This window comes from Shimia sagamensis (assembly GCF_900182745.1).
GTDB classification, from domain to species: Bacteria; Pseudomonadota; Alphaproteobacteria; order Rhodobacterales; family Rhodobacteraceae; genus Shimia; species Shimia sagamensis.
The window spans coordinates 85750-99119 of record NZ_FXTY01000001.1; the positions used below are offsets into that span (position 1 = coordinate 85750).

The following is a 13370-nucleotide window of genomic DNA, read 5'->3' on the forward strand; positions in this document are numbered from 1 at the left end:
AATGCGCGTTGCACTGGATCAGGTTGTTCGCATCCCCCTCGCGCCGCTGCTTGCAATGCAGGCCATTGGTGTGCGGCGGCGGGCCAACACGCTGTCGGAGCCCCCAGGCGCACGGGAAGGATGTGACGGCTCCGGGACATCGCTGCGGCTGTTGATCCTTGGAGACAGCTCTGCCGCCGGCGTTGGCGCCACAACTCAGGAAGCGGCGCTGTCAGGGCAGTTGGTGTCGGCATTGTCCACTGATTTTGCGGTGACATGGAAGCTGATTGGCGAAACCAGCGCCACAACGGGCGTGATATTGAAGCGGCTGGCGGCGGTTGAGACCGCGCCAATTGATGTGGTTGTTTCGGCCCTTGGCGTGAATGATGTGACACGCGGCTGCAGACGCGGGCTTTGGCAGAAGCAACAACGGCAACTGGCAAAAGTGTTGACCACGAGGTTTGGCACAAAGCTAATTGTTGCCTCAGGGCTGCCGCCCATGGGTGCTTATCCAGAATTGCCACCCCCCCTGCGTTGGGTGATCGGGCAACAGGCACAAAGGCTGGACCACGCCTTGGCGGAAGTGTGTGAGGGCCACTCTGTGATGACACACCTACCAATTGATGTGCCGTTTGAACCCCGGTTCCTAGCAGATGACGGCTACCATCCCTCCGAAGAAGCCTACACGCTGTGGGGGCAGTTGATTGCCGCCCACATCCGCAGACATTTCAAAGGCTGATTACCGACGGGCGTTGCGCAAGTCTCGAATCATCGGGATCGAGTACACCACAAGTGCGGCCCAGATCATTGGGAAGGCAATCATACGCGCTTGGCCAAAAGGTTCGTTGAACACCAGAACCGCCATGAGAAAGATCATGGTTGGTGCAATGTATTGCATGATGCCAATTGTGGAGAGCCGCATAAGCTTGGCCCCATTGGCGTAGAACAGCAAAGGCACGGCTGTGACCACGCCACAGCCCATCAGCAGCGCCGTGTCTTTGAGGCTACCGCCAAAATGGCTCTGGCCTTGGGAGGTGAGCCACAGCAGGTATCCGACGGCTGGAATGGTGAGGATTATAACCTCCAACAGAAAGCCTTGATTGGGTCCTACGGGCAGGGACTTTTTGAAAAAGGCATAGAAGCCCCAGGACACGGTGAGCGCAAGGGCAGCCCATGGCAAACTACCAGCGTCAAACCAAAGCACGCCAACCGCGGCAGCGGCCAAAGCCACAGCGATCCATTGCAGACGCGTCAGTTTTTCACCAAGTAACATCGACGCCAGCGCAATGCTGAACAACGGGTTGATGTAGTAACCCAGTGCCGCGTCCAACGCGCGATCGTTGGCGATAGACCAGACATAAACACCCCAGTTCACCGTGATCAACGCGGCAGTGACACATGCCATCGCAAGCGTGCGGCGATTGCGGAGGGCAGCAACAATATCAGACGTGCGGCGGAGAACAATCAACACCAGGCCGGCAATTGGCACGGACCAGATCACACGGTGCGCCACCACTTCAAGGGCGGGCATATGTGCGACCAGCTTCATGTAGAGCGGCAAAAATCCCCAAAGGAGATAAGCCGTCATCGCATAAGCGAGACCCTGCGGCGTGTCGACATTGTCCGGCTGTTCACTGCGCACTGCCATGATGACCTCCCTGTTCGCAACGCTTCTTGTTAGCGGTGTGCCTGACGGAAGGAAATTCGGCATTTGTGCGGTGAACCATCACGTTCCTTGATGGTTCACCTGTTAAGGTCACACCTTCACCCGTTCCGACTTTGGATCATACATCGGCTTGAGCGAGGCTTCCGCTTTCACCTTGGTGCCCATCACATCGATTTCATAGGTCGAGGCCAGAACATCAGCGGCTTTTTCACCTGCACAGGGCACGTAGCCCAGGCCAACCGCGCCACCCAACGTATGACCGTAGTTGCCAGAGCTGAGATAGCCGACATATTCGCCATCCCGGAGGATCGGTTCGTTGTGGAATAGAAGCGGCTCCGGATCGGTGAGCTTGAACTGCACAAGCCGGTTTTGCGGACCGCTTTCTTTGCGCGCTATCACCGCCTCGCGGCCAATGAAGTCCGGTTTGTCAGTTTTCACCGCAAAGCTCAGACCCGCGTCGACAACATGGTCCTCGCAGGTGATGTCATGGCCAAAATGGCGGAAGCCTTTTTCGATGCGGCAGCTGTCCATCATATGCATGCCACAAAGCTTCGCCCCCATGCCTTGGCCAGCCTCCCAGAGGGTTTCAAAGGCGTGGCCAGCCATGTCGGAGGAGACATAGATCTCCCACCCCAGTTCCCCCACATAAGTCACACGGTGCGCGCGGGCGAGGCCCATACCCAGTTCAATTTCTTGGGCCGTACCAAAAGGGTTGGTTGCGTTGGTGAAATCTGCGGGAGAAACCTTCTCCAAGAGTTTTCGGGCATTTGGCCCCATGATCGCCAACACAGCTTCTCCAGCGGTCACGTCGGTGATGACCACGTTGAAGGTGCCCTTATGACGGTGCATCCATGTTTGATCCGCAAGTCGTGTAGCGGCGGGGGTGACCACCAGGTAGCTGGTTTCCGTGAGTCGGGTGACGGTGACGTCTGCTTCGATCCCGCCATTGCGGTTGAGGAATTGAGTGTAGACAATTTTGCCGTTTGGCACCGAGTAGTCACCGCCGCCGACGTAGTTCATAAAGGCTTCGGCGTCAGGCCCTTCAACTCGGATTTTGCCAAAGGAGGACATGTCGTACATGCCGACGTTTTCACGCACGGCACGGTGCTCCGCTGCGGAGTTTTCAAACCAGTTCTGGCGTTTCCAAGTGTAGTGATACTCCCGCTCCTGCCCTTCGTTGGCAAACCAATTGGCGCGTTCCCATCCTGCCAATTCGCCAAAGACGGCACCTTGAGCTTTCAAGTGGTGATGGAATGGCGTGCGGCGCACACCACGGGCTGTGGCTTTTTGACGGTAGGGGTAGTGATCCGCATAGAGCAGACCCAACGTCTCTTTGGAACGCTCAAACAGGTAGGTTTTGTTGCCCTGAAACGGCTGCATGCGGGAGATGTCCACGTCGCCCAGATCAAAGGGCTTCTCGCCGTCCGTCATCCATTGCGCCAGCGCCATGCCTGCACCACCAGCGGACTGGATGCCAATGGAGTTGAAACCAGCCGCCACCCAGACATTGTCCATCTCTGGCGCAAGGCCAAGGTGGTAGGCGTCATCCGGTGTAAAGCTTTCCGGGCCATTGAAGAAAGTGTGAATGCCTGCTTCCGCCAACATCGGCATGCGATTTACCGCCGCCTCCAAAATTGGCTCGAAGTGGTCGAAGTCTTCCGGCAGTTGGTCAAACTCAAACGTGTCCGCGATGCCGTTCATGCCCCAAGGTTTGGCATTGGGTTCAAATGCGCCAAGCAGGATTTTCCCCGCATCTTCCTTGTAATAGGCACATTCATCTGGCACGCGCAGCACCGGCATTTGGGTGAGTTGCGGGATATTTTCCGTGACAATGTAGAAGTGCTCACAGGCGTGTAGGGGCACATTCACGCCCGCCATGCGGCCAACTTCATGACCCCACATGCCCGCACAATTCACAATCAAATCGCAGGTGATGTGGCCCTTCTCCGCGCCGTCGTCAGACACCCAATCCACGCCGGTGACCTTCCGTCCGGATTTGGCGATATTGGTGACCTTCACGCGCTCCTTGACTGTGGCGCCCATCTGCCGCGCGCCTTTGGCCAGCGCCAGCGCGATATTGGCCGGATCACCCTGCCCATCAAGCGGCAGGTAGACACCAGCGGTGACATCTTCGATGTTGAGGTGATCGTATCGGGCTTTGACCTCTGTCGGAGAAATCTCTTCGACTTCAACACCAAACGCACGAGCCATGGCGGCTTGGCGGAAGATTTCTTCTTTACGCTCTTCGGTAAGTGCGACGGTAATGGAGCCACAGCGTTTGAAACCCGTTGCCACACCGGTTTCGGCCTCCAAATTGCCGTAGAGCTCTTGAGAGTATTTTGCGAGCTTGGTCATGTTTGCGGTGGCGCGCAGTTGTGCGATCAAACCTGCGGCATGCCAAGTGGTGCCGGAGGTGAGCTGCTTACGTTCCAGCAAAACCACATCTTTCCAGCCCAATTTGGCAAGGTGATAGGCCACGGAACAGCCTACAACCCCGCCACCAATGATGACCACACGGGCCTTGTTTGGGAGATCAACCATGCGCTACGTCCTTTTGTGATGTTTCGCAGGGCGTACTCCCTGCCACGTGCAAAGGGCGTGTGTCATGCCTGCAGTCTTTCATTTTTGGGATCCCACATCGGCTGGTCTTCTTGCACAACAGCGCGGACCCTTTGCCCATAGATTTCCACCTCGAGCTCTGTTCCCGGCACCGCCAGCTCGGCCGCCACCATGCCCAGCGCTATGGAGGCGTTAACGCGATAGCCCCAACCGCCTGATGTGGTTTCGCCCACGATCTCGTTTCCATGCCAGATACACGACATATAGGGCGCATCCGCGTCACCTGCGTCGACCTTCAGAGTGACAAAAGACTTCTTCACACCCTGTTGTTTTTCACTCTGGATAGCAGCCTTGCCCGGGAAGTCTTGCGGCTTGTCCAGTTTGACAAAACGCTCCAACCCGCCTTCGAGCAGGGAGTAGTCGCTCGAAAGATCTCCTTTCCACGCGCGATAGCCCTTTTCGAGGCGCAGGGAGTTCAGGGCATACATGCCAAACGGCGTCGCGCCAGCATCACATACGGCGTCATATATCAGTGGCATATCGGCGTTTAACGCGTGGATTTCCCAGCCCAACTCGCCAGCAAAAGACACCCGCACCAACATGGCATCGCGCCCTGCAACATTCGCCGGTTGATGGGTCAGCCAACCAAGGTTTAAATCACCGTCCGTCAATCCGGAGAGAACGTTACGCGACTTGGGACCCGTTACAATCAATGTGGATTGTTCACGGGTGACATCCCGGAACGTCACACCGTCGGGCAGGTTGTTCCGAAGAAGTTCCCCGTCGTGCCATTGCGCGGTCGCCGCCGTTATCAACGAGAAACAATCCTCATCAAAGCGCTGCACCGACATCTCCGTCAGGATGCGCCCGCGTGCGTCAGCAAAATACGCCAGGTTCATGCGGCCCACTTTGGGCAGCGCTCCTGTGATCATGCCGCGCAGCCATTCAGCCGCACCCTCGCCTTTCACATCAAACCGCGAAAATCCCGGCAGGTCGAGAACGCCACAATGGTCGCGCACCGCCTCACATTCTTCTTTTACCCGTTGTTCCCAAGGCCCAGAACGACCCCAAGTGTGGGTGGCAGCGAGCGACGTGTCATCGCCGTCTTTGGCAAACCAGTTCGCCCGCTCCCAGCCATTATAGGCCCCCATAACGCCACCAGTTGCGACAACCCGGTCATGGACGGGGGAGAGCTTCTTGTCCCGGGCGGCGGGCCATTCGTGATGCGGGAAATGCATGGCGTATTCGTTTCCGTAAACCTCCATGCCTTTTTTCACGCAGTAATCATGATCGGTGTAATCGGTGTAGCGGCGCGGATCGACAGCCCACATGTCCCATTCGGTGTGGCCATCCACGATCCATTCGGCAAGCACTTTGCCCGCGCCGCCACCTTGGGCGATGCCAAAGGTGAAGACACAGTTTTCAAAGGCATTTTCGACACCGGGCATCGGACCGATGAGCGGCAGACCATCCGGCGCATACGGGATTGGGCCGTTGATGACACGGCTAATGCCGGAGGTGGCCATCAGCGGCACACGTTCCATTGCATCGGTCACAATATCCTCGATCCGGTCGAGATCATCCGACCAGAGCTGGAACGAGAAATCATCGGGCATCGGGTCGGCATCCGTTTCCCAATGCGCCTTACAGTTTGGCTCATAAGGGCCGAGGTTGTAGCCGTGTTTCTCCTGACGCAGATAATAAGAGATATCAACGTCCCGCAGCAGGGGAAGTTTCTTGCCAGCGTTTGCCTTGGACCAGTCCTCAACCTCTGGGATTTCTTCGGTCAGCAAGTATTGGTGGCTCATCACCATCATTGGCACCGTGCGCCCGCCATAAGGCTTGAACCACTCACCCACCCGCTGTGCATAATACCCGGCAGCGTTGACCACATAATCACAGGCGATGTCACCTTTGTCAGTGTGCACAATCCAGGTTTTGTCCGCCTGCTGCGTCACGCCGGTCGCCGGACAGAAACGCAGGATTTTTGCGCCCATGTCGCGCGCACCTTTGGCAAGTGCCTGGGTCAACTGTGCCGGGTCGATGTCGCCATCGGTGGGGTCATACAGCACCGCTTCGAGATCATGGGTTTCAAGGAAGGGATAGCGCTCTTTGGTTTCCTCCGGCGTCCAAAGTTCCATGGGAATGCCTTGGTAGCGGCCCATCGACATGGCCCGTTCAAACTCCTGCACACGCTCTTTAGAATGGGCGAGGCGGATGGAGCCCGATTGGTGATACCCCATTGGGTAGTCCACCTCCTCCCCAAGCCGTGCATAAAGTTCGGTGGAGTAGCGCTGCATGTTCATGATCGCCCAAGAGGTGGAAAAGGTGGGCACATTTCCGGCCGCATGCCAGGTGGAACCTGCGGTCAGTTCATTCTTTTCCAGCAAGACACAATCGGTCCAACCTTTCTTGGCCAGATGATACAGACTGGAGGTGCCCACAACACCGCCGCCAATGATGACCACACGGGCCTTGCTTGGAAAATCAGACATGACCATCTCCCTCAGTCAAAGACAAGTTTTGCTGCCAAGCCGCCAAAGATGACGGCAGCGATTTTGTTTAGAATGCCGGTGGCTTGTTTGAGTTTTGCCCCTACGATTCCAGCGGATAGGCCAATCATCGACACCACCAGAAAGCCACCAGAGGCAAACATCACACCGAGGATCACAATCTGCTGCCAGATCGGACCTGCACTAGGCGTGGTGAACTGCGGAAGGAAGGCGAGGATAAAGAGGATGATTTTCGGATTGAGGATGTTGGTCAAAAACCCGCGCCGCACCGCGCGCAATATATTGGAGCGGCCCTCGACGTCCTCCTCAACCGGTTTGGCGGTCCAAGACTGATACGCCAGCACCACCAGGTAGGCGGCGCCTGCGTAGCGGATCACCAAGAGCGCGGTGGGCGACGCGGCAATCAGCACCGCCAGTCCGGCGGCGGCCAGTGTGATGTGCACAACCAAGCCCAACGTCACGCCCACAGTGGCGGCAAAGCCCGCCTTAGGGCCGCCTGCAATCCCGCTCGCGATGGTGAACATCATATCCGCCCCGGGGGTGAGATACATGACCAGTGAAGCGGCCATAAACGCCCAGAGCGTGACGCTGTCCATAAGTGCAAATGTTTCCAGCATGATCAGTCCTTTTGCGGCACTCCGTCCGCAAGTGCGTAGTAGTCGCCTTTGTCTCGGACAAAGATGTGTTTGGTCAGTTCCAGACCGGTTGGGCCGTCCACGGCGCCAAGGGCAAAACTGATTGTGTCTTCGTCATGGGCTTTCCAAAACAAGTAGGAGCCGCAGCGCTGGCAGCTGCCGCGTTTGGCGGTTTGGCTGGCCTCAAACCAAAGCACATCGCCGGTGATGGTCAGATCATTGTCGGCGACATAGGCCGACGACCAAATGCCGCCGGATTGCTTGCGACACTGGCCGCAATGGCACATGGAAGCGCCTTGCGGTTCAGCCTCGGTTTCAAATGTGATGTCGCCACAGAGGCAAGATCCCTTCAGCATTGTATTGTCCTTAATACACCGGTGGTGCGATCACCCAGATCGCCACGCAAGCTTCGTCATGGGGATTGGCCCAGTGGTACTCTTCTCCCCGGATGCGGAAGCTGTCACCGGGTCCAACAGAGAATGCCTGCCCCCCAATGCACAGCTCTAACCGGCCAGAGATGATGTACCCCACCTCCTGCGTTGGACGCGTGGCGGCATCTTGCATTGTCGAGCGCGGGGCAAAGGTGGAGTGCACCATTTCAAAATCATCGGTCAGATCCGGGGAGAGCAGTTCTTCGACCAACCCCTCCTCGCTGCCACCCATCGGACGACGAGCACCTGCGCGGACAACGTAGCCTTGCTCATGGGCCGGGGCAGAAGACTGGCCAAACAGCATCGACATTGGCACGCCAAGCACTTTTGCAATCTGGCGCAAGTCGGAAATGGTGGGCTCGGATTTGTCGCGTTCCACTTGGCTGAGCCAACCTACGGATCGGTCCAAAGCCTCCGCCATATCCGTCAGCGTCAAGCCGCGCGCCTTGCGAAGAGCACGCAAATCCGCCCCCAGCGTTTGCAAATCTTGTGGCACGTTGTGCAGCATGTGGTGCGAATCCCGATTGTGAAATTTTTCCCTCGAATTTCACGCTGCACCAGTTTCGTGAAATTTCAAAACGTTTTTTCACGCATCCAAAATTTTCCCCAGACTCCCAAAGAGAACAAAACGTGAATATAATGATGATTCTTATGATTGCCGAGCTTTGCATCACGTCGAACTTCACGTTTCTCACCGGGGTCTCCCATCCGGAGGAGTACATACGCCGTGCCGCCATGGCCGGGTTGGAGGCCATTGCCATTGCTGATGTGAACAGTGTGGCGGGCATTGTGCGCAGTCATACCGAAGCGCGTGAAATTGCCCGTAAAGTACGCGAACGGCGCAACTTCGATCATGCAACAGGCCTAATTGGGCCGCCCTGCCCCGACCATATTCCACCGCCTGAGAGCGCACCAATCTATGCCACCCCACGCTTGATGCCGGCGACCCGGCTGGAATTTAGCGATGCACCCCCCATCACTGCGCTGCCGGAAAACCGCCAAGGCTGGGGCAACCTGTGCCGGCTGCTGTCCAAAGGGCGCCTGCGGGCCGAAAAAGGCAGCTGCATCCTGCATCTGGGTGATTTGTTGGAGTTTGGCGCCGGGTTACAGCTGATCCTGCATCCCTATCCGCACACGCACCGCAAGCCACGCGGCGCGTGTGACTGGGCCAAACATGCGCCCCAGCTGACGCGCCGCTTTGCCGGGCGGCTGCAACTGGCACTGGCGCCAGGGTATGACGGCGAAGACGCCACCCGCTTTGCCACCCGTGCGCAACAAGCGGCGCAGTTGGGGCTGCCGCTAGTCGCGACAACCATGCCTGTGATGCACCACGGCGGGCGGCGGCGCTTGGCGGATGTGGTCACCGCAGTCCGGCAAGGCTGTCGTGTGGACAGCCTCGGCGCGGAGGCGCAGACCAATGGTGAGCGGCGGTTGCGCAGTGTCGCTGAAATGCGCCGCCTGTTTACGGGCCATGAGACGGCGCTTGAGCGCACGGCATGGCTGATGCAGCGCTGCACGTTTTCGCTGGATGAATTGCGCTACGAATATCCGAGCGAGGTGGCGCAGGGCAAATCCCCCACGGATCGGCTGCACCGGCTGACCTATGAAGGGCTGCGCTGGCGCTATCCCCATGGGGCGCCGGAGAAAGTGCGCGGCATGCTGGAACACGAGCTCTCGCTGATCGGGAAGCTCAAATATGAGCCCTACTTCCTGACCGTGCGCGATGTGGTGCATTTTGCCCGCTCTCGCGACATCCTCTGCCAAGGGCGTGGAAGTGCCGCAAATTCAGTGGTTTGTTTCTGTCTGGGCGTGACGTCTGTGTCCCCGGAAATCGGCACCATGGTGTTTGAACGGTTCGTGAGTGAGGCGCGGGATGAGCCGCCCGATATTGACGTGGATTTTGAGCATGAACGCCGCGAAGAGGTGATCCAGCACATCTATGAACGCTATGGGCGCCACCGCGCGGGGCTGTGCGCCACTGTGGTGCACTATCGCGGCAAACGTGCAATCCGCGAAGTGGGGCGGGCCATGGGGCTGACGGAGGACACCATCTCCGCGCTGTCGTCGCAGCTTTGGGGGTTCTTCTCCACGGATGCGGTGCAGGACGAACGCATGCGTGAGATTGGTCTCGATCCCAATGACCGACGATTGGCGCAGACCATGGCGCTGGTGCAAGAGATCATCGGCTTCCCGCGCCACCTGTCGCAACACGTGGGTGGCTTCATCATGACCGAAGGGCGGCTTGATGAACTGGTGCCCATCGAGAACGCCAGCATGGAGGATCGTACGGTCATTTGTTGGGACAAAGATGACATCGAAAGCCTCGGAATTTTGAAGGTGGATGTGCTGAGCCTTGGCATGCTGACCTGCATCCGCAAGGGCTTTGACATGCTCAAGCGCCACCACGGGATGGACCTCGCCCTATCCACAATTCCGCCAGAAGATTCAGCAGTTTATGACATGCTGTGTAAGGCAGACAGCATTGGCGTATTTCAGGTCGAAAGCCGGGCGCAGATGAACTTTCTGCCACGTATGAAGCCGCGCAATTTCTATGATCTGGTGATCGAAGTGGCGATCATCCGCCCTGGCACCATTCAGGGCGACATGGTGCATCCCTACATCCGACGGCGCAATGGCGAGGAAACCGTGACCTTCCCGTCTGACGCCTTGGGGGAAGTGTTGGGCAAGACGCTGGGTGTGCCGCTGTTTCAGGAACAGGCGATGCAAATCGCCATCATTGGCGCGGGGTTCACACCGGAGGAAGCCGACCGGCTCAGGCGCTCTTTGGCGACCTTCAAGAAGCACGGCAATGTCAGCGAATTCCGCGAGCGTTTCATGCGCGGGATGAAGAAAAACAACTATGACGAAGACTTCGCCGCGCGCTGTTTTTCGCAAATTGAGGGCTTTGGGTCTTATGGATTTCCAGAGAGTCACGCGGCCTCTTTTGCACTGTTGGTCTATGCCTCCGCCTGGATCAAATGCCACCATCCAGGCATCTTTGCCTGCGCACTTCTCAACAGCCAACCCATGGGATTTTATGCGCCTGCCCAGATAGTTAGAGACGCACGAGAGCATGGGGTGGAGGTCCGCCCGGTGGATATCAACGAGAGTTTTTGGGACAATGTGATGGAGCCGGACGGGCGGGGCGGCTTGGCGCTGCGGCTGGGGTTTCGGCAGGTGCGGCGGCTGCGGGAAGAGGACGCAAGCTGGATCACGGCGGCGCGGGGCAATGGCTATCAAACAGTCGAAGATGTCTGGCGCCGCGCAGGCATTGATCCGCATGTGTTGACACGGTTGGCAGAGGCGGATGCCTTTGCCTCATTGGGGCTGAAGCGGCGGGAGGCGCTGTGGGAGGCCAAGGCGATCACAGCGGACAAGCCATTGCCTTTGTTTGCAGGGGACATGGACGGCGAAGGCATTCTGGAACCTGCGGCGATGCTGCCGGAAATGTCCATGGGAGAACAAGTGGTTGAGGACTATGTGGCGATGCGGCTGACCCTGCGCAAACACCCTGTGGCGCTGCTGCGGCACATCCTGACACCGGGGGAGCCGAACCAGGGATTAACGGAATAAAGTACCGCCCAAAATCCCGTCGGTATAACGTCGGTATAACGACTGTTTTGCGGAGGTGCGTATTTGCGCTGATTTGGGTAAACGCACCGCGCTTAAGCGTTGCGCAACCGTTCGGCCATATCGCGCGCATAGGACGGCTCCCGCGCCCAACTGCACGCCACTTCCCACGCCAAATGCGCACGGGTCTCGGCGCGGGATTTTGGTGCATGCGGCGCGGTGTCAAACAGCGGCAAATCCACACGACACTCGTCCCAATCAAGAAATGCAAAGCGACCGTCCGAAAGCTGCAGCACATTGCCCGGTGCCAGGTCGCCATGCACAACACAGGTGGGTGTGTCAGGCAGCGCCTGCCAAGCCGCGCGACACAGCGCAACCACATCAGGTGGCATTTGTGTGAGGTCCACATCGCCACCACACTCTTGCGAAAGCAACACGGTTGAGGACAGGAACCCCGGTCGCTGCTGCCAATCTTGAGTTTGGGCATGAAAGTTGAACAGCAAAGCGGCGACTTCAGCGAGAGCTTCACGCGGGACGAACTCGCCTTCGACAAAGGTTTCACAGGTCCAGCCCGTCTCTGACAACCAACCGTTTGCGCTGCGCATCATCTGTGGCACCACAAACCCACAGCGCCGCGCCACCGCTTGCACCGGCGCAAGCCAATTGAGCGCTGCTTCACCACGGGTGGTAGATTTGAACACCAAATCCCGCGGCAAACCACGGGTGCGCCAGACTTGATTGCGATGGCCGCCAGAGAGCGGTTCCAATGGGCAGCAAAGGTCCCAAAGATGGATTGGCGGCTGCGTCACGGCGCCCCCTTATGGCACCTCACAGGTAAAGAGGCGCACAGTCAAACCACCATGCGCCACCGTGGCAAATGGGGTCTCAAGCGGCAAATTGGTGGCTTTGGCCAAACCGGCGTCTGTGGTGATTATGCCAACTTTCCAACCGGAAAAATGTGTGGAGAGGGCTTTACCCAAGCTGGCATGCAGCGCAAACAACCCCTTTTTGTCACCAAGACGCGCACCATAGGGTGGGTTCACAATCACAATGCCAGGCGGGCCATCCGGGGGGGTGATCTCACCCACGCTTTTTTGTTCAAAACTGCAGACGTCCGCCACACCAGCGCGGTCCGCATTCTCCACCGACATCCGGATGGCACCGGCGTCTTTGTCCGAGCCATAAAATCGGTTTGTCGGAACCAGTGTGCCTGAGACCTTCAGCCCGGCATAGGCCTCGGCATCAAAACTGGCCAACTGTTCAAAAGCAAACCTGCGGCTGCGCCCTGGCAGAAGACCAGAGGCCATCTCGGCAGCTTCAATCACAAACGTACCCGAGCCACACATTGGGTCATACACCGTCTGGCTGCCATCAAAGCCCATCTGACGCAGGAACATCGCCGCCATGTTTTCCCGCATCGGTGCTTTGGACACGGCGGGTTTATGGCCACGTTTGTGCAGGCTTTCGCCCGAGGTATCGAGCGAGAAGGTCAGCATGTTGTTGTCGATGCGCACCTTGAGCACCACCTCAGCCTCATTGGAAATCGGCACGCCCACGGCAGCAACCAGACCTTTTTCAATGCGTTCTTTGGCCGCCCCGGCGTGGTAGATCTTGGACTTTTGCGTCACCACCTCCACCTTCACCGGCACATCAGACCGCAGGTAAGGCGTCCAGGACATCTCGCCAATTTGCTTCTCCAACAGATTGAGATGCATACATTGGAAATTGCCGATCCGCGCCAGCACCCGCACCGCCCCACGCAGACACAGGTTGGCACGCCAGACATCCTGCCAATTGCCACGAAAGCGCACGCCACCGGGCATCATCTTGGGCTTCTTGAAACCCGCCTCGGCGATCTCTGCCGCCAGAGGCTTTTCCAACCCCGGGGCGGTGACAACAAAAATCTCAAACTTGCGCATATCGCTCTCCATCACCAAAGCGGGTGTGTCGCCTCAGGTTTCAAAGTCCCTAAATACCCCGAGAGGAACTTGCGCAAGATACAACTGCGCCGTCTAGC

10 protein-coding genes are annotated in these 13370 nt (G+C 58.0%); 2 read left to right on the top strand and 8 right to left on the bottom strand.

The features are described from left to right. Position 1: 1 nt before the first annotated feature. Positions 2 to 718 carry an SGNH/GDSL hydrolase family protein gene (locus QOL67_RS00420; protein WP_283423973.1) on the top strand — a complete coding sequence of 239 codons (717 nt, stop codon included), beginning with the start codon at positions 2 to 4 and terminating at the stop codon, positions 716 to 718. Here QOL67_RS00420 and rarD read toward each other — a convergent pair whose 3' ends face one another. From rarD to QOL67_RS00450, 6 genes are all read right to left on the bottom strand, one after another. Continuing rightward, a complete protein-coding gene (gene rarD, locus QOL67_RS00425; protein ID WP_283423974.1) occupies positions 719 to 1627 on the bottom strand; it encodes an EamA family transporter RarD in 909 nt (302 codons plus the stop codon). It abuts the gene before it with no gap. Between the two features lie 108 nt (positions 1628 to 1735). Next, positions 1736 to 4186, bottom strand: coding sequence for a GcvT family protein (locus QOL67_RS00430; RefSeq protein ID WP_283423975.1), 2451 nt, complete (start codon positions 4184 to 4186; stop codon positions 1736 to 1738). Between the two features lie 62 nt (positions 4187 to 4248). Next, the gene (locus tag QOL67_RS00435; RefSeq protein ID WP_283423976.1) at positions 4249 to 6699 is read right to left on the bottom strand and encodes a GcvT family protein; all 2451 of its coding nucleotides are present in this window, start codon (positions 6697 to 6699) and stop codon (positions 4249 to 4251) included. An 11-nt stretch (positions 6700 to 6710) separates the two neighbouring features. Further along, on the bottom strand, positions 6711 to 7334 hold the full coding sequence (locus QOL67_RS00440) for a LysE family translocator (RefSeq protein ID WP_283423977.1): 624 nt from the start codon (positions 7332 to 7334) through the stop codon (positions 6711 to 6713). Between the two features lie 2 nt (positions 7335 to 7336). Beyond that, positions 7337 to 7708, bottom strand: a complete 372-nt coding sequence (locus tag QOL67_RS00445) for a GFA family protein (protein WP_283423978.1) — start codon at positions 7706 to 7708, stop codon at positions 7337 to 7339. A gap of 10 nt (positions 7709 to 7718) precedes the next feature. After that, a complete protein-coding gene (locus tag QOL67_RS00450; RefSeq protein ID WP_283423979.1) occupies positions 7719 to 8291 on the bottom strand; it encodes a helix-turn-helix domain-containing protein in 573 nt (190 codons plus the stop codon). A 143-nt stretch (positions 8292 to 8434) separates the two neighbouring features. Here QOL67_RS00450 and QOL67_RS00455 point away from each other — a divergent pair, with 143 nt between their 5' ends. After that, positions 8435 to 11356: an error-prone DNA polymerase gene (locus QOL67_RS00455; protein WP_283424742.1), complete on the top strand. Its 2922-nt coding sequence runs from the start codon at positions 8435 to 8437 to the stop codon at positions 11354 to 11356. A gap of 92 nt (positions 11357 to 11448) precedes the next feature. Here the strand turns inward: QOL67_RS00455 and QOL67_RS00460 are convergent, their stop codons facing one another. Further along, positions 11449 to 12162, bottom strand: a complete 714-nt coding sequence (locus tag QOL67_RS00460) for a phosphotransferase (protein ID WP_283423980.1) — start codon at positions 12160 to 12162, stop codon at positions 11449 to 11451. 9 nt (positions 12163 to 12171) lie between these two features. Next, positions 12172 to 13272 (bottom strand): THUMP domain-containing class I SAM-dependent RNA methyltransferase, encoded by a 1101-nt coding sequence (locus QOL67_RS00465; RefSeq protein ID WP_430458923.1) that lies wholly within the window; start codon positions 13270 to 13272, stop codon positions 12172 to 12174. Positions 13273 to 13370 lie beyond the last annotated feature (98 nt).

What these genes read in the sequence shown, in the direction of transcription:
- QOL67_RS00420 (WP_283423973.1), top strand. Translation starts at nt 2, where the DNA reads ATGCGCGTTGCACTGGATCAGGTTGTTCGCATCCCCCTCGCGCCGCTG.
- rarD (WP_283423974.1), bottom strand. Translation starts at nt 1,627, where the DNA reads ATGGCAGTGCGCAGTGAACAGCCGGACAATGTCGACACGCCGCAGGGT.
- QOL67_RS00430 (WP_283423975.1), bottom strand. Translation starts at nt 4,186, where the DNA reads ATGGTTGATCTCCCAAACAAGGCCCGTGTGGTCATCATTGGTGGCGGG.
- QOL67_RS00435 (WP_283423976.1), bottom strand. Translation starts at nt 6,699, where the DNA reads ATGTCTGATTTTCCAAGCAAGGCCCGTGTGGTCATCATTGGCGGCGGT.
- QOL67_RS00440 (WP_283423977.1), bottom strand. Translation starts at nt 7,334, where the DNA reads ATGCTGGAAACATTTGCACTTATGGACAGCGTCACGCTCTGGGCGTTT.
- QOL67_RS00445 (WP_283423978.1), bottom strand. Translation starts at nt 7,708, where the DNA reads ATGCTGAAGGGATCTTGCCTCTGTGGCGACATCACATTTGAAACCGAG.
- QOL67_RS00450 (WP_283423979.1), bottom strand. Translation starts at nt 8,291, where the DNA reads ATGCTGCACAACGTGCCACAAGATTTGCAAACGCTGGGGGCGGATTTG.
- QOL67_RS00455 (WP_283424742.1), top strand. Translation starts at nt 8,435, where the DNA reads ATGATTGCCGAGCTTTGCATCACGTCGAACTTCACGTTTCTCACCGGG.
- QOL67_RS00465 (WP_430458923.1), bottom strand. Translation starts at nt 13,272, where the DNA reads ATGCGCAAGTTTGAGATTTTTGTTGTCACCGCCCCGGGGTTGGAAAAG.